The 20,758-nt window shown below is 65.4% G+C and carries 17 protein-coding genes; 2 read left to right on the top strand and 15 right to left on the bottom strand.

All coding sequences use genetic code 11. The features are described from left to right. Positions 1–59 precede the first annotated feature (59 nt). The 9 genes from ACSQ8Y_RS07010 to ACSQ8Y_RS06970 form a co-directional block, all read right to left on the bottom strand. Positions 60–4,742 (bottom strand): PilC/PilY family type IV pilus protein, encoded by a 4,683-nt coding sequence (locus ACSQ8Y_RS07010; RefSeq protein WP_436265729.1) that lies wholly within the window; start codon positions 4,740–4,742, stop codon positions 60–62. Between the two features lie 45 nt (positions 4,743–4,787). Further along, entirely contained in the window at positions 4,788–5,378 is a 591-nt protein-coding gene (locus ACSQ8Y_RS07005; protein ID WP_436265728.1) for a pilus assembly PilX family protein, read from the bottom strand. Next, entirely contained in the window at positions 5,375–6,532 is a 1,158-nt protein-coding gene (locus ACSQ8Y_RS07000; protein WP_436265727.1) for a PilW family protein, read from the bottom strand. Before ACSQ8Y_RS07000 ends, ACSQ8Y_RS07005 begins: the two co-directional genes overlap by 4 nt. A gap of 1 nt (position 6,533) precedes the next feature. After that, a complete protein-coding gene (locus ACSQ8Y_RS06995) occupies positions 6,534–6,995 on the bottom strand; it encodes a type IV pilus modification PilV family protein (RefSeq protein ID WP_436265726.1) in 462 nt (153 codons plus the stop codon). 7 nt (positions 6,996–7,002) lie between these two features. After that, the gene (locus ACSQ8Y_RS06990) at positions 7,003–7,641 is read right to left on the bottom strand and encodes a pilus assembly FimT family protein (protein WP_436265725.1); all 639 of its coding nucleotides are present in this window, start codon (positions 7,639–7,641) and stop codon (positions 7,003–7,005) included. Then, complete coding sequence (locus ACSQ8Y_RS06985; RefSeq protein WP_436265724.1) at positions 7,629–8,051, bottom strand: type IV pilin protein; 423 nt, start codon at positions 8,049–8,051, stop codon at positions 7,629–7,631. The genes ACSQ8Y_RS06990 and ACSQ8Y_RS06985 overlap by 13 nt, the downstream gene beginning before the upstream one ends. Positions 8,052–8,157: 106 nt before the next feature. Beyond that, positions 8,158–9,609, bottom strand: a complete 1,452-nt coding sequence (locus ACSQ8Y_RS06980) for a sensor histidine kinase (RefSeq protein WP_436265723.1) — start codon at positions 9,607–9,609, stop codon at positions 8,158–8,160. Beyond that, complete coding sequence (locus ACSQ8Y_RS06975; RefSeq protein WP_436265722.1) at positions 9,602–10,282, bottom strand: response regulator transcription factor; 681 nt, start codon at positions 10,280–10,282, stop codon at positions 9,602–9,604. The genes ACSQ8Y_RS06980 and ACSQ8Y_RS06975 overlap by 8 nt, the downstream gene beginning before the upstream one ends. 92 nt (positions 10,283–10,374) lie before the next feature. Then, complete coding sequence (locus ACSQ8Y_RS06970; protein WP_436265721.1) at positions 10,375–10,710, bottom strand: hypothetical protein; 336 nt, start codon at positions 10,708–10,710, stop codon at positions 10,375–10,377. Positions 10,711–10,898: 188 nt separating this feature from the next. Here ACSQ8Y_RS06970 and ACSQ8Y_RS06965 point away from each other — a divergent pair, with 188 nt between their 5' ends. Next, positions 10,899–12,932 (top strand): methyl-accepting chemotaxis protein, encoded by a 2,034-nt coding sequence (locus ACSQ8Y_RS06965; RefSeq protein ID WP_436265720.1) that lies wholly within the window; start codon positions 10,899–10,901, stop codon positions 12,930–12,932. A gap of 622 nt (positions 12,933–13,554) precedes the next feature. Here the strand turns inward: ACSQ8Y_RS06965 and ACSQ8Y_RS06960 are convergent. Beyond that, positions 13,555–13,887, bottom strand: a complete 333-nt coding sequence (locus tag ACSQ8Y_RS06960) for a low molecular weight protein tyrosine phosphatase family protein (protein ID WP_436265719.1) — start codon at positions 13,885–13,887, stop codon at positions 13,555–13,557. Positions 13,888–14,193: 306 nt separating this feature from the next. Between ACSQ8Y_RS06960 and ACSQ8Y_RS06955 the strand changes: the two genes are divergently transcribed. Continuing rightward, positions 14,194–15,003 carry a Crp/Fnr family transcriptional regulator gene (locus ACSQ8Y_RS06955; RefSeq protein ID WP_436265718.1) on the top strand — a complete coding sequence of 270 codons (810 nt, stop codon included), beginning with the start codon at positions 14,194–14,196 and terminating at the stop codon, positions 15,001–15,003. Here ACSQ8Y_RS06955 and ACSQ8Y_RS06950 read toward each other — a convergent pair. The 5 genes from ACSQ8Y_RS06950 to pheT all read right to left on the bottom strand — a co-directional run bounded on the left by ACSQ8Y_RS06950 (position 14,906) and on the right by pheT (position 20,692). After that, positions 14,906–16,411, bottom strand: coding sequence for a CHASE3 domain-containing protein (locus tag ACSQ8Y_RS06950; RefSeq protein WP_436269776.1), 1,506 nt, complete (start codon positions 16,409–16,411; stop codon positions 14,906–14,908). The genes ACSQ8Y_RS06955 and ACSQ8Y_RS06950 overlap by 98 nt on opposite strands. 140 nt (positions 16,412–16,551) lie before the next feature. Then, positions 16,552–17,184 carry a response regulator gene (locus ACSQ8Y_RS06945; RefSeq protein WP_436265717.1) on the bottom strand — a complete coding sequence of 211 codons (633 nt, stop codon included), beginning with the start codon at positions 17,182–17,184 and terminating at the stop codon, positions 16,552–16,554. Between the two features lie 156 nt (positions 17,185–17,340). Further along, on the bottom strand, positions 17,341–17,748 hold the full coding sequence (locus ACSQ8Y_RS06940) for a MerR family transcriptional regulator (protein ID WP_436265716.1): 408 nt from the start codon (positions 17,746–17,748) through the stop codon (positions 17,341–17,343). A 13-nt stretch (positions 17,749–17,761) separates the two neighbouring features. Beyond that, the gene (locus ACSQ8Y_RS06935) at positions 17,762–18,109 is read right to left on the bottom strand and encodes an integration host factor subunit alpha (RefSeq protein WP_057157010.1); all 348 of its coding nucleotides are present in this window, start codon (positions 18,107–18,109) and stop codon (positions 17,762–17,764) included. Between the two features lie 144 nt (positions 18,110–18,253). Next, positions 18,254–20,692 (bottom strand): phenylalanine--tRNA ligase subunit beta, encoded by a 2,439-nt coding sequence (gene pheT / locus ACSQ8Y_RS06930; RefSeq protein ID WP_436265715.1) that lies wholly within the window; start codon positions 20,690–20,692, stop codon positions 18,254–18,256. Positions 20,693–20,758: the final 66 nt, after the last annotated feature.

Here is a 20,758-nt window from a genome sequence, read left to right as displayed (position 1 = left end):
GCCCCGCGTAAAACCCATCATTTTACACGGGGCCGGCCCTCGCCTCAATCCGTTTGTTTTCAGTCCGTTTTGATACGGCGCCAGCCGGCGCGGTGGGCCTTGGTCGAGTTTTCCTCGATCAGCGGGCGCGTCAGGGTCTCGCCCTTGGCGGTGGTGGTGATCATCTTCAGCTCGCCTTTCGGCAGCCGCACGATGATGAAACCGACCGCCGCCGAGGTGTTCGACAGCGTGCTGCCGGCCAGGGTGCCCTGCACCGCCTGGCCGCTGCACACGTTGACCGCGTAGGCGTTGCTGGTGCCGCCCACCGAGCACGACGACGACGAGGTCGGCAGGTTGGTGACCACGTTGGCCACGCCGCTGACCACCTTCGGGTCCAGGTTCATGCGCTCGCCGGCATTGAGCGACCAGTCGAAGTACCAGCCGCTCTGCGTGGCCAGGTTCACGTCGTTGGCGCTGATGGTGTAACTGTTGACGTTGCTGCTCGAGCCTTGCAGCGCCAGCGTCTGCCTCACCATGCCGGTGCCGCGGATGTCGATGCAGTTGACGCCGGTGCCGGCGCAGGTGTCGGCGTCCTTGAGCAGATACAGGCTTTGCAGGTCGATATTGACGGTGTCGGGCACGTCGAGCAGGCGGCCGGTGCCGAACAGCACCACACGCTGGGCGTAGACGCTGACCACGCCGGTGGTGGCGTCGGTGCTGCTGACGGCGCACAGCGTCACTTCAGGCCGGGTCGTCACCGGCTGCAGCGCGCCGGCGTCGCCCATCCTGCGCACAGTCAGCGCGGCCGGGTCGAAGCGCCACATCCGGCCCTGGTTGTCGCCGCCGTAGATATAGGTCACCAGCGGATCGCTGGCCGGATCGTTGGTGATGGCGGTGATCTTGGCCAGGCCGGACGGCGTGGTCGTGTCGCCCAGTTCGGTCGAGATCTTCTCGATGATGGCGCCGGTGGCGACGTTGATGATGAACAGGATGCCCTTGCCGCTGCCGCCGGCCACGCCGTCGATGCCCGGCACGTTGTTGTAGCCGGAGGTGACGAACACCACCCACTGGCCGCGCCAGGTGCCGAATTGCGGATTGCCGAAGGTCAGGCCCAGGTCGGGATCGGCATGCGCGCAGACGGTGCTGTCGGCGCAGGTTTCCCACAGCGCCCGGGGCGCGGTCGGGTCGGTCACGTCGAGCGCGTAGTAGCCGCGCCCGCCGCCGTTCAGGCCGGCCACCAGCACGGTCTTCCAGGCGCCGCCGATTTCCACGTCGGCCACCTCGGGCGAGCCGTCGGTGCTGAACTGGTGGTTGGTGCCGTAGGTGGTGCTGGCCAGGTTGTACAGCTTCTTCATCGTGATGCGCGGCACGTAGGCCCACAGTTCGTGTCCGTCGGAGGCGCGGAAGGCGTGCAGCATGCCGTCGTTCGCGGCCGTGAACACGGTCGGTATGCGGTTCGTGGTCCAATAGGTCTTGAACGTCTCATAGCTCGCCCCCGGGTAAGCCTTGCGCGGCTCGCGCAAATAGGCCGGCTTGGACGAGGCGATGTCGCCAAGCACGATGGGCACCGGTCCGGCCTGTCCGGCCGGGGTGTTGGCCGTCAGGCTGTAGGCGCGGAAGATCTCGTCGTTGGCGTAGGTCTGCTCGCCGCGCAGCCAGTTCACCAGGTTGGCGCCGCTGTTGACGATGGCGCGGTCCGCCGTCGACAGCAAGGTGCATTGCGCCAGCAAGGTGCATTTGTTGTTGAACCATCCCTGCATCAGCGTCGAACCGCCCATCTCGCTGTAGCGGAATTCCCGCAGCGTGGCCGTATTGGCCGGGTCCAGCATATAGATGGTGCGCCCGCCCCCGGTGGCCGGCGTGCCGTCCGTGCCTGCGATCGCCTGCGGGCCGACCGTGTCCGAGCTGACCCAGACGGCAGTGGTGCCGACGATGCCGGTGGCCGGGTCGATCTTCTTGTCCGACAGTTCGCCGTACCATTTCACGGTGGTGAAGGTGTCGGAGAAGATATCGTTGTCCTGCTGCGAAATATTCGGCGTCGAGGTGGCGGCGGCCGCGGCGGCCCCGACCGACACCTGCATATTGGCCAGCGCCGAGGCCAGGCCCTGCACCACTTCCTTCGGTTCGTTGGCGCTGAAGTACTTGCCGTGGCCGGCGATGGCGGCGTGCCACAGGTCGTCCACCCGCTCCTGCACCGTGCTGGCGGTGCTGGCCGTCTGCGGGTCCGGCCACACGTAGGCGCCGTTGGCGTTCCACGGGCAGCCGGTGGCCACGCCGGTGACCAGGTTGTAGAAGTCGCCGCCCGGCTTGGGCGCGGTGTCGTAGTTGGCGTCGTAGGTCATCACGCCGTCCATGCCCAGGCCCAGCGTGTAGGTGTTCATGTGCAGGTGGGTATTCTCGCCGCCGGCGGCGGGCACCTGGCCCGGCTTGCTCATGTCCGGCTCCAGGCTTGGGCGCAGCGACACGGTGCCGGTGCTCGAGCCGCCGTTGTACCAGTGCAGCGCCACGTCCGAGATCGACGGCTCGCTCTGCGCGCGCGGGTCGACGCAGCCGCGCGCCTGGGTGCAGAAGCGCGCGGCGCTCTCCACGTTGTCATTGTTGACCACGTTGGCGGTGGTGCTGCCGTTCCAGTAGCCGTCGGTGGTCAATATCATGAAGTTGGGCTGGCAGGGAAACTGCACCACTTCCTGCCCCGCCGCATAGGCGTAGGGGCTCAAGTTGGCGTACATGCGGCCCACGTTGTCCATCGCCGCCCTGATCGGCGTCGAGCCGGTCGTGACGGTGTTGTACAAGGTGCTGTACCAGGTCGTGCGCGCGCTGCCGACGAAATCGGCCGGCTTCATGTCCATGGCGCCGCCGACCGCCGCCTGCGACAGGCGCACGAAGCCCGCGCGGTAATTACTGTTGAGCGAGGCGAAGGCGATGCCGACCGAGGTCTTCATCATTTGCAGACGGCTCTTGTAGTAGCTGTACCAGTTGGCGAAGTTGGTCATTTCCTCGTTGTAGGTGCAGACCCCGGCGGTGGTGACGCAGTCGACGCGGTCCGCGCCCTTCGGATAGGTGCTGCCGGAGACGATGTTGACGCGCACGAAGGTGCTGGGCGGTTCCGCGCCGGCCGACATGGCGGCGGTGGTGGTCGGTATGGCATCGTTGACGGCGGCGGCGGCGGCCACGTAGCCGGCGCCGGCCGTGTAGGCGAAAGCGATGCTGCCGCCGTCGGTCAGGGCGCCGGTCGACGGCGTGTTCGAATTGCCGTTGATGGTGGTGTCGACCAGGCAGATCTTGTCGCCGCTTTGCGCCGCGCAGATGGGCGTGACGCTGTTGCCGGCGGCGTAGGCCTTGATGTTGGCGCTGGTGCCGATGTCCGCGATCATGAGCGCAGCCACCGTGGCGGCGCTCTTGGCCCTGCCCAGGGTGGTGCTGGTCGCCAGCGTGCTGCCGCCCCAGCTGACGCTGGCCAGCGAGGGCGAGCCGCCGTTGCGGGTGGTGCCGGTGACACTGATGACGGCGGTGGGCGACACGCGCGGCACGGCCGCCGTCACGGCGACGCTGGGCGCGGTGACCGTGATGCCCCAGCCAGAGCGGCTGTTGTCGCTCACCGGCAGGCAGTTCGTCAGCGACTTGGTGCCGCTGCACGTCACCGCCACCACCGCCACCACGTTCTCGGCCGTGAGCGTGATGCCGAAGCTGGAACAGGCCGGCACCGTCGCCTGGCCGATGGGCGTTTTCACGCAGGCGTAATACTGGTTGGTCAAGCCGGTCTTGGCGATGATGCTGGCGGCCAGCGCGCTGGCCATGGTCTGCTGCTTGAGCGCGGTGTTGGTGCCGGCCGGCGCCGTCACCGCGGCGTTGGTGATGGTGCGCACCGTGCTCGGGTCGGGGATGGTGACGCTGGCTATCGTCATCGACGCCGCGCTGGACGAGGCGCCGATGGCGATGGTGCCGAACGAGGCCACGGCGCCGGCGGCGGTCGAATAGCGCGGGTAGATATAGGTGCCGACGCGCTTGGCCTGGCAGGTGATCAGCGAGGTTTCCTTGCACCAGCGCACCTTGACCGGCACCGGATAGCCGGCCGGCGCGGCCGCGCCGGCGGCGGTCGACTTGCAGTTGGTCATGGTCTCGTCGGTGCAGTACTCGGCCACGGCGATGTTGTAGTAGTACGGCCCGGTGCTGATGGCCGTCGCGCTGCGGTAGGTGTTGTCCGGATAGGTGTAGGTGGCGCTGTTGAAGCGGCAGTCGCTGGTGTTGTTCGGGTCGCACCATTTCAGGTCGGGATAGCCGGTGACCAGGTTGATGTCCGTGTCGCTGACGCCGTACAGATTCCGGTTGTAGACGCCGAAGCCGTCGCTCACCACGCTGCTCCAGGTGCTGGTGTTGGCGGCGGTCTTCTCCGGATAGTAGGTGCCGTCGGCCTTGATCGGCGGCTGGTAGCGGATCTTCGGATTGTAGTACTGGCGGTTGAAGTCGGCGGCCATGAAGGGCGGATGACCGACGTTGCAGGCCGTCACGCCGCTGGAGAGCTTGGCGTTGGCGCGGCACAGGTTGTCGTTCACATAGTCCGGCGTGTAGTGCTGCTCCATCGAACCGGAGTTGTCGAACAGCAGCATCAAATTGGGCTTGACCGAGCCGGTGCCGGCGATGTTGAGCAGCGGCACCTGGGCGATACTGGTGGTGCCGGCCAGGGCGGCGGGCGCCAGCATGGCCAGCGCGCTGGCAAGGGCGCCGGTAAGCAGGGTGGAGAGCGCGGAGCTGAGCTTGGTCATGCTGGGTCCTATCAAAGTTGCGGCCGGGGATGCGGGCGACGGGGCTCAAGGCCCCATCATCACCACGGCCTGCGTCACGACGTTGCCGCCGCGTGCGCCATAGATGCGCGCCGTGACCACGTAATGCAGTTCCGGCATGTTCTGGTATTCGTTGCGGTCGGCCGACAGGCTGTCGCCGGGCCGCGTCGGGCTGTTCAGCATCTGCTTGGCCGCCGTCAGGGTGCAATTATTGGCCGGCGCAGAAGAATTGAAGGCGCCCGGCAGCATGCACATGCGGTGAATCACGTACTGGATGCTGTTGTGCGCGCTGTCCGTCACGGTGGCCGAGCCGGCCCAGAAGGCCGGGTTGTTCACGCCCTGCGCCGGATTCAGCGTGGCCACATAGCCGGCCGCCGCATTGTCGGCCAGCAGCGCCGCCTTGGGTTCGGTGGCCAGGAACTGGAAGGCCGTGTGCAGGCCCAGGTCGGCCGCCTTGGCCAGCGTGGAATCGTAGGCCAGGTTGGTGGTGGTCATGGTGGTCGAGGTGGTCGACTTCAGCAGGTATATGCTGCTGAGCATCATCACGGCCAGCATGATGAGCATGACCGGCAGCGCAATGCCGGCCTGCCCTGCGCGGGATTTTCTGAGCTGCTTCACATCGGCCTCCAGCCCGCGTTGCGGATAGGGATGATGGTTTCGAAGGCGCGGTAGCGGTAGCACTTCCAGTTGATGGTGTCGCCCGCCAGCGCCACGCTGACCGTCACCGGCACCGCCGCCACGCCGGCCGGGCTGGCCGTGCCGAACACCGCCGGCGCGGTCGCGGTGGCGCTGCACAGGCCGGTGCTCGGATTCGGCTTTTCCGGCAACTTGCTGCGCGCCACCACCGCCACGCGGATCGCCGCCACCGCGCGGTAATCGCCCGCGCCGCCGGTGACGCCGTCGCCGTCGGCGTCGACCATGGTGTTGGACCACTGCGTGACCTGCTGGCCGAATTCGGCGGTGAAAGCGCCGTTGCCGAAACCGTACTGCGCCTTGAGCGCGACAATGTTGTCCACAACGGTGGAACCGGCGGCGCTGGCGCCGCCCAGGTTGGAAGCGCGCAGCAGCAGCACCCCGTTCTGCACCGACCAGGTATGCAGCGACAGGTTGCGCGCCGGCCCCAGGTTGAACACGCGCGACTGGTTGGCGGCGAAGGCCGCGCCCAGGGCGTTGCGGTTGTAGCGCGCGTCGGCCGACGCGTCGAAGGTCAAGGTCGTGGCCAGCGGGTCGGCGGTCAGCTGGGCCAGCGCGCAGTTGCCGTTGGCCGGCTCCGGCGCCACCAGGATGGCGTCGCCGGCCAGGAAGCCGAACGGCGCCGCCGTCGAGATGCTCAGGCTGTTGGCGCCAAGGTAGTCGGCCGCCACCTTGACCGAGCCGATGCCCGATGGCGAACTGCCGGAATTGAGGCTGATCTGGTCGGAGCCGGCGCTGTTGTTGACGATGACCACGGCCGCCAGCGGCGTGACGGCCACGCCGCCGCGGTCCGCCGCCGCCAGCGCGTAGCCGCTGGTGTCGCTGAACACGGTGTTGCAGCCGGCCACCAGGTTGTCGTTCATGCCCCAGCCGGCCTGCGCCGCGTCCTCCGTGATGGAGAACAGCGCCAGCATGCCGTTTTGCATCTGGTCCGAACTGCCCAGCGAAACCGCCTTGTTCTGTTCGGCGTTGATGATCAGGCGGGTGGCGAACATGATGGCCAGCATGCCGACCGTCACCGCCACCATCAGTTCGACGACGGAAAAGCCGCCTGGCCGGGAAATGCGCGCGGCGGCCATGTCAGAACCCCACCGCCGTGGCGCCGGCCACATAGGACGTCAGCACGTGCCGGTTCTCGGCGCTGCCGGTCTTGCGGGTCCAGCGGATGGTGATCACGACCATGGTGCGCGCGGTCTGCGGGGTCAGCCGGACCGACACCAGCGCGCCCGGCATCTGGGCCTTGGTCTCGGCCAGCCACGGCGCCACCGCCGTGCTGCCGGTGCCGCTCTCGGTCAGCGCGTAGCTGTTGATGTTGGCGACATCGTTGCTCATCAGGCCGAGCAGCTTCTCGGCGGCCATGGTGGCCTCGGCGCGCATGCTGGCGTCCGACAGCGCCGAATACGAGCGCGCCTGCAAACCCACCGTGCCCAGCAGGCCGATGGCGAGGATGACGATGGCGATCATGGCCTCCAGCATGGCGATGCCCTGCTGGGAACGTGGGCCGGGGCGCAAGCCCGGGCGCGGGATGGGATGGATGGTCATGGCGGTGTCAGGGAGGGCAGGCGCGCGAGTCGGGCGCGGCGAGGACGGGATTGCACTTGATGGCCATGCCTGCCAGCGACACGGCCACCGCGATCGGCGCGATCTCGCTGGCGCCGGCGCCGGCCGGGTCGAGGCGGATGCGGGCCAGCCGGTCGTTATAGTTGGTGTCGACCCAGCCCAGCGCCGTGAAATACACGGCGGAGGTGCCCTCCGGCTCCAGCGTCGGCACCAGCTTCTCGCTGGGCGGCAAGGCGTCGGCCGGGCGGAACACCGATGTATAGCCGTTACTGCCGTCCGGATCGAGATCGGCCGCGCTGGCGGTGGTGGACCAGGCGCCGCTGCTCTCCGAGCACGGCACGCCGGGGCTGGGGAAGCACAGGTCGACCTGCCAGTCCATCTGCCCGTTGTTGACGTTGGGGGTGAGCATGATGCGGCTGGCCGCGTTGTGCAGCACCGCCTGGCGCCGCGCCATGGCGAAGCCGTCGGCGTAGAACTCGCCGGCCGAGATCGCCTTGTTGCCGCTGATCCAGTTGACCATGCTGGGAATGCCGACGGCGGCCAGCACGGCGAAGATGGTCAGCCCCACCATCAGCTCGACCATGGTGAAGCCGCGCTGCCGGCGCGCCCCGGACGCTAGTTGGTGCATAAGCCCCCCTCGCGGTCGACCCAGCAGCTGGTGCTGGTGCCCCAGGCCGGCGTGGCGGTGGTGGCGCGGGCGCCGTTCTGGTTCACCGTGAAGCTGAAGCCCGCCGTCTTGCCCTTGCCGGTGGCGGTGATCACGTAGGCCGAGGCGCTCGAACTCGACAGCGCGTAGTCGAAGTTGTCGGTCGAGGCGGGGAAATTGCTGGCCGCGTCGAAGCCGGCGTAGCTGCGGTTGTTGGCCCAGAACTGCTCGGCCGCCGGCTGCGCCCCGCCCAGCGAGGTGAAGGCCTCGGTCAGCCGCGCCCGGGTCACGTATTTGGTGTAGGCCGGCAGCGCCACGGCGCTCAGGATGCCGACGATGGCGATGGTCACCATGACCTCGATCAGCGAAAAACCCTGCTGCGTGCGTTTCATTCTGGCGCCCTCCCCGGCTTTGTTGTCATGAGTCATGACCGGATGGTAGCGCGCCTAGCTTGCATTTCCCTGAAGAAACACTGACAAATTCCTGACAAACACAAATTCAGGCTGGAAAGCGCACAGAAAACAGCGCGCCGCGTCCGTCCGCACCGCTGGCGATGGCGATGCGGGCGCCATGGGCGCTGACGATGTCGCGCACGATGGCCAGGCCCAGGCCGCTGCCGTCGACCTTGTCGTCCAGGCGCACATAGCGCCTGAAGACGGTCTCGCGCAGCGCCGGCGCGATGCCGGGGCCGGAGTCCTCCACTTCCAGCAGCGCGCCGCCGTCCCTGCCGCCGCCGTCGCCCGGCAGGCAGCGCACCGTGACGACGCCGTCCGGCGGCGTGTAGCGGATGGCGTTGTCGACCAGGTTGTCGATCAGGTCGCGCAGCAGGAAACGGTCGCCCAGCACGGTGGCGCGCTGCAACTCGAAGCCCAGGTCGATACGCTTGCGCGCGGCCTGCTCGACGAAATGCTGCACCGTCTCCTCCACCAGCGCGTTCAGCGCCAGCGGCTCGAGGCGCGTCTTCTCGAAATGGCTGGGCTCGGCGCGCGCCAGCGCCAGCAGCTGGTTGGTCTGGCGTATCATGCGCTCGGCCGAGGACAGCATCAGGCGGATCGAATGCGCGGTTTCCGGCTCGGCGTGGCGGTTGCCCAGCCATTCAAGCTGGGTCTGCAGGCCGGCCAGCGGGGTGCGCAGCTGGTGCGCCACGTTGGCCAGGAAATCCTGCTGCGCTTGCGCGCCCTCGCTGACGCGCGCCAGCAGGCCGTTGAAGGCATGCACCACCGCTTCCAGTTCGTAGGGCACGTCGGCCTGCTGGATGGGCGCGAGCTGGTCGCCGGCGCGCGCGTTCAGGGCGGCGCGCAGGCGGTCCAGCGGACGCAGGCCGTTGGTAACCGAGAACCAGATCAAGCCCACGCAGGCCAGCGTGAACAGGCCGTCCAGCAGCACCAGGGCACGGAATATGGCCTGCCGCACCTGCGTGCGCTGGCGCAGCGTGCGCGCCACGCCTATCGTGACCGGTGCGGCGGGCCGCTCGGCGGCGGCAGTGGCGGCGATGCCGGGACTGGCGGCGCTGGCGCCGGACATTGCGGCCGCGCCGGGGCCGGCGGCGGCGGCAACTTGCACGCGCAGCGTGGCAATGCGCACCTGCTCGCCGCGCATCGCGCCGTCGTAGGCCAGCGGCACCGCAGCCCGGCCGGGCTGGCGTAGCGCCGGGAAGTCGGCGTCGCCCGCCACCAGGCGGCCGGCGCTGTCGCGCACCACGAAATACACGGCGTCGGCGTCGCCGTTGCGCAGCACCTGTTCGGCCTGGGGCGGCAAATCGATGCGCCAGGCGCCGCCTGCGGCCGACAGCCGCGCGCTCAGCGCGCCGGCGGCGTCGGACAGGCTCTGGTCGAAGGCGATCTGGGCCGGCAGCCAGGCCAGCATATAGGTCAGCGCGCCGCCCGCCAGGTTGATCACCAGGATGGGCGCGATCAGCCATTTGAGCAGGCGCAGCCGGATGCTAGGCATGCGGCGCTTGCTCCAGCATGTAGCCGAAGCCGCGTATGGTGCGGATGGTGATGCCGGCGTCGGCGATCTTCAGGCGCAGGCGGGAGATGTACACTTCGACCGCGTTCAGGGTCAGCTCCTCTCCCCAAGGCAGGATGGCGTCGATGATCTGCTGTTTGGACACCACCCGCGCGCCATGCTGCAGCAGGTATTCCAGTACCGCCCACTCGCGCGCCGACAGCTCGATGCTGCGGTCCTTGACGCGGGCGCGCTTGGTGTCGCCGTCCAGCACCAGGTCGCCCATGGCCAGCACGCTGGGCTTGGGCGCGTTGCGCCGCACCAGCGCGCGCAGGCGCGCCACCAGTTCCGGCGTCGCAAAGGGTTTTACCAGGTAATCGTCGGCGCCCAGCTCCAGGCCGCGCACACGGTCCTCGATGGCGTCGCGGGCGGTCAGCAACAGCACCGGCGTGCTGCTGCCGCGCGCGCGCAGGCGGCGCACCACTTCAAAACCGTCGATGCCGGGCAGGCCGATGTCGAGCACCACCACCGCCACCTCGGCCGACTCGGCGCGCTGCAGCAGCGCGTCGGCCTCGGTGCCGCTGCGCAGCACGTCGACGGCCATGCCATGCCCGCTCAGCACGCGGTGCAAGCCATCGGCCAGCACAGCGTCATCTTCCACCAGTAAAACGTGCATGGGCTGCCTCTTTGTATTTCACGCAGTCCGGGCTGCGTCTGCAGGCACTATAAGGGCAAGCACGGCCGATGTACAGCCGCGCCAGTGGCGGCTTACAAGGTGGCGGTGCGGCGGCGCGTGCGCACCCCGTCCCCGGTGGCGTAACGCTTGGTGGCGGAGACGCGGAACATCAGTATGTCGCCGCAGACGCAGACGATCAGCGGCACCATCAGCATGATGGCGTCCAGCCGTTCCATCTTGCCGGCGAACAGCACTTCGAAGAACAGCAGCGCCACCATGACGCTGGTGACGGCGGCCAGCGTGACGAAGATCGCCGCCTTGACCTGCTTCGATTTCCGCTTTCCCTTGGCGACGAAATACGCTGCGCTCACGCAGTGCGTCAGCAGCAGCAGCGTGCTGCCCAGGTAGAAAAACAATATAGCGTCCATGTAGCCACCCTCTTGTCACTCCTTCATCAGAAGCAACTAAATTTACCGTTTGGAAAATTCTACCAAGAATGACAGGTTTCGCGGTGGAAAATCTATCGAATTCTCACGCTTGTGCGCGAATAATTCACGAAGTCGTCATATTTGGCAGGCACCATTGCGATACGGAAATCTTCTAGGCTGAAAACTTGATGAACACACTACTTCGCCCCGCCATCGCGCTGATGCAACGCCTGCGCCTGTTCCCCAAATTCATGCTCGTTACGCTGATTTTCCTGTTGCCGCTGCTGCTAGTGACGGCCTTGCTGATGAGCGAATTGCAGAAATCGCTACAGCTCACGGAGCGGGAACAGCTGGGCGTGGAATACATCGCGCAATTGCAGGAAGTGGCACGCTTGACGCAGCAGCACCGCGCGCTGGAGCGGCTGCGCCTGGCCGCCAAACAGCCAGTCGACGTCCAGGCCCTGCGCACCGACATCGGGGCCAGGCTGCAGCGCCTCGATGCCTGGCAGGGCCGGGCCGCGGGCATGGCCGGCCTGCCGGAGTGGGCCGCGGTGCGACTTGCCTGGAGCGATCTGGCCGGCCGCCAAGGCGGCGCCGACGCCAAGGACAGCCTGGCGCTGCATGGCGCCCTGCTGGGCCGCATCGCCCGCCTCGGCGCGCAGCTTGCCGACCGTTCCAGCCTGAGGATGGATCCCGAGGTGCAGACCAACTACCTGATCGCAGCTTTCCAGAAAACGCTGCCGGAAGTGGCGGACGACCTGTCCGTCATCGCCGCCCGCGGCGCCGCCTACATCGACAGCGGCTTAATGGAAGGCAATGAAGACCAGCTGCTGAATGCCACCGCCATGCTGGCACGGGACAAGCTCGACCGCCTGCCGGCGCAGATCGAAGCCATCCTGCAGCACAACCCGCAATTGAAAAGCGACCTGCAGCCGCACTTGGCCGCGTTGCCAGCCGCGCTGGCCTTCCTGGAGCGCGGCAAGAACGAAGTCACCAACGCCTACAACCAGACCAGCGGCAAGGAATTCAACGCCGCCGGCAGCGCAGCCATCGACCGCCTGTACGGTTTTGCCGGCGCCGCCGCCAAGGCGCTGGACCGGCTGCTGGCCGAGCGCATGGCGCGCGACCTGCTGCACCGCAACCTGATGCTGGCCGCCGTGCTGGCCACGCTGGGCGTGGCCGCCTGGCTGTTCGCCGGCTTCTACCTGTCCTTCTCGCGCGACGTTGGCAGCCTCAACCTCGCTGTCCAGGCGGCCGCGGCGGGCGACCTGACCCAGGAAATCAGCTCTCCGGCGCGCGACGAGATCGGCGCGCTGGTCAACGCCTTCGGCGGCATGACGCAGGCGCTGGCGCTGCTGGTGGACGACATCCGCAGCGGCGCCGGCCGCATCGCCGACGGCGCCGACGAACTGGCCAGCGGCAATACCGCCCTGTCCGGCCACACCGAGGCGCAGGCCGGCGACCTGTCGGCCACGGTCGCCTCCATGCGCGCGCTGACAGCCAATGTGCAGCGCAACGCCGCCCACGCGGAAAGCGGGCGCAAGCTCGTGCAAACGGCCTCCGACATCGCCCTGCAGGGTGGCCGCAGCGTGGCCGCCGTGGTCGACACCATGGCCGGCATCCGCGCCAGTTCGGAGAAGATCAGCGACATCATCGGCGTCATTGACGGCATCGCCTTCCAGACCAACATCCTGGCGCTCAACGCGGCGGTGGAAGCGGCGCGCGCCGGCGAGCAGGGGCGCGGCTTCGCGGTCGTGGCCAGCGAAGTGCGCAACCTGGCGCAGCGTTCGGCCGCCGCCGCGCTGGAGATCAAGAAGCTCATCGTCGACTCGGTCAGCAAAGTCGAGGCCGGCAGCGCGCTGGTGAACTCGGCCGGCGCCACCATGACGCAGGTGGTGCGCTCTGTGCAGCAGACCGCCGCCCTGATCGAAGAGATCAGCGCGGCCGAAGCGGCCCAGCGCGGCGAGATCGAGCAGGTCGACCATGCGCTCGCCCGCATCGACGACATGACGCGCCAGAACGGCGCACTGGTGCTGCAAGCGTCGGTCGGCGCGGACCGCTTGCACGAAGAAGCGGCGCACCTGGGCGAAGCGGTCAGCCGCTTCCGCCTGGACGGCAAGGCAGCACCCGCCGCCCGCGCCCTGCTGGAAACGGTCGCCCCGCCGCACGAATGGAGTGCAAACAAACCCAGCATCGTATCCCGCAAGCGCCTGATCGGCTAAGCGCAGACGCGCGGGACGGCGCTGTTATTTTAAAGCGCCGTCATCGTTCCCGAACCATTTCGCCAGTCGCGGATTAATATTCAGGCGATCGGCTGTTGGATACCTCGAAATACCCGCCCTTCCGCATCGACGGGCCGCCGCGCAACCCATACATCGCGTGCTCCGGGGCGCAGTATGGATTCCCGCTGCGCGATAATGACAAATTGGTGTTTATTCGAGCTGCCTTCTCCATAGCCTGTGAAAGTGGACGGCACTGGCATACCCGGCGAACTTGAAATTCTGTTCCGGATTCAGTGGCCAAGCTGTTCTTTTCACTTATTACTGCGGCCGCCGGGATATTTAACCTGGGTGCCCGACATATTCCCCTGCCGTAAGACCGGAACGCTGGCAATAGCGCCGGACTCGGCCTTTGCAAGCTCTCCGGAATGCGCATTCCACAAGGCGCGATTCTCCTGCCGGCCAAGAACCTGAAACTCGCCGCTTGCGCCGCGCTGCGGGCATACGCCCGGCAACGTCGCTTGGATCATGCCGGATATTGGCGTGTTCGTGCCAGTATCTGGCCATATCCGCGAAAAAAAGCGCCTGCCGGCGCTTCTCGAATGTTCATGAAAACTTGCTCCGTCTAAGATGCCGTGCGCAAGAATTTCCCGGCCTTCATTTCAAGCAATTTGATGAGCTCGGGCTGCATATAATCGTAGTCATCAGGGATATCGAGGCAGATCACCCGCTTCCTGTTTAAATGTGCACGGAATTTTTCCGACAGGCGATTCCGATGCGCCTTTTCCATGACAAAGATAATATTGGACCAAGCTATTTGCTCGGACGACAGCGGCACGGCCGCGTCCCCGCCCAAACCCGCCGAATCGGTTTCCACGTCCTGCCATAAGGCGAAAACCTGCTCCGCTGTCGGACTGCGCAGCCGGTTCTGGCTGCAGATAAACAGTGCTCGTTTCACGCTCATTCTCCATGCATCGGCCTCGTTTGCCGAACATATCACAACTGGCAGGCGCGCAAACTATCGAATTCCCACCAGCACCGGCGGCTGAGACCCTCTGCCGCTATTTGTTGCAGTAGGACTAGACTTACAAACCCCCATGCATCGAGCCTACACGGGGGCGGTGCCCCGTCTTATGTTCGTCAATGACATAAGAACTTAAAGTACTAACAACGCGATGGATCAAGTGGAGCGAGAACAGAAGCCCACCCGGAGACAGCAAACCGGCGTCCACCGCTACTTTGTACTTAGCCTGTGAGGAATAAAATGAACAACACTCAACTTAGCGATACCGCAAAACAGTCGCTCTCCCAGACGATGCCTGTGGGCTCGCGGGAATTCAAAGTTGCGTCCCGGCCGGTTGTCAGCTATAGCGGTACACAGCAGAATGAACTGCTGGCCGCCTTGCCTCGTGAAGTCCTGGAATCCCTGTTTGAGCATCTGGAACTGGTTGCCATGCCATTCGGCAAGGAACTGTTCGAATTCGGCAGCAAGCTGGAAAACGTGTACTTTCCAACCACCGCCATCGTCTCCCTGCTGTATGTGATGGAAGACGGCGCCACCACCGAGATCGCCGTGGTGGGCCACGAGGGCGTGGTGGGCGTGTCGATGTTCCCCGGCGAGCGCGCCATGTGCAGTGCCGTGGTGCAAAGCGCCGGCTACGGCTACCGCCTGAAGGCGCAGCACCTGCGCGAAGCCTTCAACCAGGGCGGCGCCCTGCCCCAGTTGCTGATGCGCTACAACCATGCGCTGTTCGCCCAGATGGCGCAGAACGCCGTCGGCGGGCGCCACAGCTCGATCGAACAAAAACTGTGCCGCTGGCTGCTGGACCGCCTGGACCGCTCCCTGAGCAACGAGCTCAAAGTGACCCAGGAAATGATTTCCATCATGCTGGGCGTGCGCCGCGAGAGCATCACTGCCGCCGCCGGCAAGCTGCAGGAAGACGGCCTGATCACCTACCGCCGCGGCAACATCACCGTCATTGATCGTTCAGGCTTGGAACGCTATGCGGGCGAGTGCTATAAGGTAGCGAAGACGGAGTACGATCGCCTGCTGGTGGACGTGGCGGGCTGCTGATCCCTTCGGCCGCATCGACCTTGGCGCGCAGCGGAATATGCACTTCGATACACGTGCCCTTGTCATTGCGGCCGCGCCGTATGGTCAGCGTGCCGCCAAGCAGCAGCGCCCGCTCGCGCATCCCCAGCAAGCCGTGCGACATCGGCTTCACCAGCGTATTCGACTCTATGCCCACCCCGTCATCGATCACGCGCAGCACCAGCAGCTCTTCGCTGCACTGGAGCGTGACGGTGACCTTGCTGGCCCGCGCGTATTTGCGGATATTGGTCAGCGATTCCTGCACGATGCGGAACAGCGCGATGGCCAGGCTGGCGTCGCGCCCCTTGGCCACGCCGTCGATGTGCTGGGCGATGTCGGTTTCACACGGCAGCGCGGACATGCGGCTGAATTCTTCGCAGTAGCTTTCGATGGCCGCGCACAGCCCCAGGTTGTCGAGCAGGCTGGGGCGCAAATTCTCGACGATGCGGCGCTTCATTTCGACCGTGTCGAGCAAGGTGGCGCGGGCCCGCTTGAGCTGGGCAGCCAGTTCCGGATCGCTCTTCTGCAGCTTGTGCATGACGGCGCCCACGTCCATGCTGATGGAAGTCAGGTTGGCCCCCATTTCGTCGTGCAGCTCGCGCGACAGGCGCACTTTTTCCTCCTCGCTGATGCTGATCAGGTGGCGCGACAGCACGGACAGCTGCTCGGTGCGCTGCGCCACCATCGATTCGAGGGTTTCATTGGACATCTGCAAGGCGTGCTCGACGGCGGCCTGGTTGCGGAAACTGCGCCGCACCAGCTGGTAGAACATGATCAGCACGACGATGGCGACGGCATTGATGCCCATGCCGAGCAGCACGGCCTTCTGGTATTGCTGGTAGAAGCTGGCGCTGCGCGCGGCCAGGGTTTCGTTCTGTTCCTGCACCATGATGACGACCAGCAGGCGCAATTCGTCCATGGCCGAGCGCTCGTCGCTGACCTTGGCGATGTTGACGATTTCTTCCAGGCCGCCGTGGCGGTAGACTTCGATGGCCTGGGTCATCAGCGCCAGTTTGCGCCGCACCAGCGTATGCAGCTGGGTCAGGTTCTTCAACTGCGACGGACTGTCGGCCAGCAGCAGTTCCAGTTCCTTGAATTCGAGTTCGGTCTCGGCCGTGACGGTACGCGTCGGCCCGAGATACGCTTCTTTGCCGGATACAAAGTAACCCCGCATGCTGCTCTCGGCGTCGAGCACCAGCACGTTCAGGTATTGCAGGCGCTCCGCGACCCGCGAAGTCTGACCCAGCAAGAAGTTGGCGCCCTTCAATGACTGCAGGTTGTGGAACAGGCTGAAGCCGTTCACGATCAGTATCAGTGCGCAAGTGACGCACAGTACGGTTTTATACAGGGGCAGTCTGTGTTGGGGCGCCGCGTCGACGGTGAAATACATCCTGGTAGGCATCCTTTGCTAGATGAGCAGCCATTGTGGCAGGGCCATTATAGACCCTGTCGTTTTTTGCTGCGCCGCACCAGTTTTCTACCGTGCGCACCTTTTGCATTCAGGAAAAGTGAATCGCTTGTTGCGCCGTCTCAGTCCAGCAGATTGTTTTTCATCGCGTAATAAGTCAGGTCGCTGTTCGACTGCAACCCCATTTTTTCCATGATGCGGGTACGGTAGGTGCTCACCGTCTTGATGCTGAGCGACAGCGCCACGCCGATGTCGGACACCGTGGCGCCGCGCGCCAGGCGCAGGAAAACCTGGAACTCGCGGTCCGACAGTTCAGTGTGCAAGGCCGTGTTCGGGTCGCGGTCGAAGCTCTGCGCCAGCAGCTCGCCCACTTGCGAGCTGACGTAGCGCCGGCCCTGGTGCACCGTGCGCACCGCCGTGATCAGCTCGTCCGCCTCGCACTCCTTGTTCAGGTAGCCGTTCGCGCCCATCTTGAACAGGTTCAAGGCATACTGCTGGGCCGGATAGCCGGACAAGATCAGCACCGGCAAGTCCGGCTGGCCCTGGCGTATGGTGCGCAGCGTATCGATGCCGGACTGGTCCGGCATCGCAATGTCGAGCAACAGCACGTCGCAAATCTCGCGGCGCGCAATGTCGAGCGCTTCGCGCCCGGTACTGCCCTCCGCCACTACGGTGAAATCGTCGGCAGATGAAAAGATCTGCTTGAAGCCGGCTCTTACAATTTGGTGATCGTCACATATGGCAACGCGTATCATGTGTTCCCTCGTGTCTTCCATGCATGGGAAAGTCCCCCCGCGCTCCGCTAAGCAAGAACATTCTAAACAAAAGAATAATCTTAATATAGTTGCACTGCTATTCTACGCGAAAAAAAAGGCGCTAGCGGCGCGCCTTCATGTGTGCCGCCACCACGATCAGCTTAGCAAGCTGAGGATGGCCAGCAGTTCGCTGCGTATCATTTCCCGGTCCAGCGGCGGCGGCGCGTCCGGCGCCTGCGCATCGCGCTCATAACCGTCATCATACCCTGCCTGCACCGGATCGGCGCCCCGGCTATCGAGTTTGTTGCGGGCGCCACTGATGGTGAAGCCCTGTTCATATAACAATTCGCGTATACGCCGTATCAGCAGCACTTCATGATGCTGATAGTAGCGCCGGTTGCCGCGCCGCTTGACCGGCTTGAGCTGGGTGAACTCCTGCTCCCAATAGCGCAGCACGTGCGGCTTCACGCCGCACAGCTCGCTCACCTCGCCTATCGTGAAATAGCGCTTGGCCGGGATCGGCGGCAGTACCACCAGTTCGGACTTGCCTGGCCTATCGTTCATGCTGCTGTCTCACTCAGGCGGCGCGCGCCATAGGATTGCTTTCCTCGACCATGCTCTTCAACTTCTGGCTGGCGTGGAAAGTGACGACGCGCCGCGCCGTGATCGGGATTTCCTCGCCGGTCTTCGGATTGCGGCCCGGGCGCTGCGGCTTGTCGCGCAGCTGAAAATTGCCGAAACCGGACAGCTTGACGGCCTCGCCGCGCTCGAGCGCGTTGCGGATCTCGTCGAAGAAGGTTTCCACCATGTCCTTGGCTTCGCGCTTGTTCAGGCCGACCTGTTCGAACAACAGCTCAGCCAGCTCCGCCTTGGTCAAGGTCGGCATGTCCTTTTCCGCTTCCTGGCGCACTTTCGCCACCAGCATCGCGCTGTGCAGCTCGGCGTCCAGGGCGGATTCGAGTACGGCGGTATTGACGTCGTTATTATTAATTTTGCTGCCCTGCCTTATAAATGGAACGAGAATCCTTGGAACGAGAATCCGGCCGCAGCCGGATTCAGGGAGAAGTCCCTACGCGCGCACTTTGGCGCCGTGCTGCTGCTGCGCCGATTCGGCCGCCGCACGCATCACGGCGTCCACCACATCGTCCTGCAGGGTGGTTTGAGTATCTTGCAAGCTAAAGCGGAAAGCAAGCGATTTCTCGTCCGCCTCCAGCCCCTTGCCGCGATATTCATCAAACAAAACAATGGCTTGCACCAGCTTACCATGGTCGTGACCTTGCAGCGCCGCGCGGAAAGCGTCGAGCAGGCCTTGCGCCGGCACCGCTTGCTTGACCACCAGCGCCAGGTCGCGCGTGGCGCCCGGGAATTTCGATATCTCGCTGTATTTTGGCACATTACGTTTCTGCAAGGCAATTGCATCGACTTCGAACAGCACGGGCGCCTGCGGCAAATCGTATTTTTGCAGCCAGCGCGGGTGCAGTTCGCCGATGAAGCCGATCACCTTGCCGTCCAGCTCGACATTGGCCGAGCGGCCAGGATGCAGCGCCGGGTGGGCCGCCTTGCTGAAGCGCAGCGCCAGCGGCGCGAACAGCTGCTCGAGGTCGGCCTTGACGTCGAAGAAATCGACCAGGCGGCTGTCCTGCCCCCACTGCTCGTCGGCCAGCGGGCCGTAGGCCAGGGCCGCCACGCGCTGCGGCTGGCTGTAGCCGGCCACGCTCAGCGGGCCGTCCTGCACCGACGCGTCGCGCTGGTAGATGGCGCCCAGCTCGAACACGCGCACGCGGTTGGCCTTGCGGTTCAGGTTGTAGCGCACATTGGCCACCAGGCTGCCGATCAGCGAGGAGCGCATCACGCCCATCTGGCTGGCGATCGGGTTTTGCAGCTTGATCGGGTTGTCATTGCCGCTGAAGTCCAGTTCCCACTGGGCTTCGACAAAGCTCATGTTCACCACTTCCTGGTAGCCGTAGTCGGCCAGCTGGTGGCGCACCGCGAACAGGGAACGGGTGTTCTCCGGCGCGATATGCATGGTGTTGGGGGCCACCGGCGCCACGGCCGGGATGTTCTCGAAGCCGTACACGCGCGCCACTTCTTCGATCAGGTCTTCCTCGATTTCGATGTCGAAACGGTAGGACGGCGCAGTCACCGAAAAGACGCCGCCGTTTTCGCCGGCTTCCAGCGTGAACGGCAGCGCCAAACGGGTGAAGATGTCGGCCACCAGCTCGTCGCTCAGCGGCACGCCGATGACTTTCCGGGCGCGCGCGGTGCGCATCTGCACCGGCTTGGGCTGCGGCACGTTGACGATCTGGTCATCCACCGGGCCCACTTGCGTGGCCGGGGTGCCGCAGATTTCCACCAGCAGCGAGGTGATGCGCTCGATGTGCTCGACCGTGGTGGCGTAGTCCACGCCGCGCTCGAAGCGGTGCGCCGCGTCGGTCGAGAAATTGTATTTGCGGGCCCGGCCCTGGATGGCGTTCGGCCACCAGAATGCCGCTTCCAGGTAGATGGACTCGGTCTCGAGCGAAACGGCGGTGGCGTCGCCGCCCATGATGCCGGCCAGCGACTCGAGTTCCTTGTCGTCGGCGATCACGCCCACCCATTCATCGACCGGAACGGTGTTGCCGTTCAGCAGCTTCAGCGTTTCGCCGGCCTTGCCCCAGCGCACGTCCAGACCGCCGTGGATCTTGGCCAGGTCGAACACGTGCGACGGACGGCCCAGTTCCAGCATCACATAGTTGGAGATGTCCACCAGCGCCGACACCGGGCGCTGGCCGCTGCGCTCGAGGCGCTGCTTCATCCATTCCGGGGTGGCGGCCTTGGCGTTGAGGTTGCGGATCACGCGGCCCGAGAAACGGCCGCACAGGTCCGGCGCCGAGATCTTCACCGGCAGCACTTCGTCCAGCGTGACCGGCACGGTGCGGAAAGCCGGCAGGGTCAGCGGCACGCCGGTCAGCGCGGACACTTCGCGCGCCACGCCCAGCACCGACAGGCAGTCCGCCTTGTTCGGGGTCAGCTTGATGGTGAACTTCAGGTCGTTGAGCGCGTAGTAGTCGCGGAAATTCTGGCCGACCGGCGCGTCGTCCGGCAGCTCGAGCAAGCCCGAGCCTTCTTCGGACAGCTTCAGTTCCTTGGCCGAGCACAGCATGCCCTGCGACTCGACGCCGCGCAGCTTGCCCACCTTGATTTCGAACGGCTTGCCGTCCGCGCCGGGCGGCAGCAAGGCGCCGGCCATGGCGCACACCACCTTCAGGCCCGGACGCACATTGGGCGCGCCGCACACGATGTTGAGCATGGTGCCGGTGCCGACATCGACCTGGCACACGTTCAGGCGGTCCGCGTCCGGATGCTTGGCCATCTCGCGCACATGGCCCACGACCACGTTCGAGAACGGCGGAGCAACCGGCTCCACTTCTTCCACTTCCAGGCCGGACATGGTGAGCATGTGAGCCAACTCGTCCGAAGTCATCTTCGGATCAACCAGGGTACGCAGCCAATTTTCAGAGAATTGCATAATTTCGAGCTTTCATGTTATCCATGTCGTTCCCGCGTAGGCGGAAACCCATGCTGAGGCGACCAG

The organism is Pseudoduganella sp. LjRoot289, assembly GCF_964252925.1.
Taxonomy (GTDB): domain Bacteria; phylum Pseudomonadota; class Gammaproteobacteria; order Burkholderiales; family Burkholderiaceae_D; genus Rugamonas.
The sequence above is the reverse complement of the archived record's forward strand: the minus strand, read 5'-3'. Positions and strand labels throughout refer to the sequence as shown.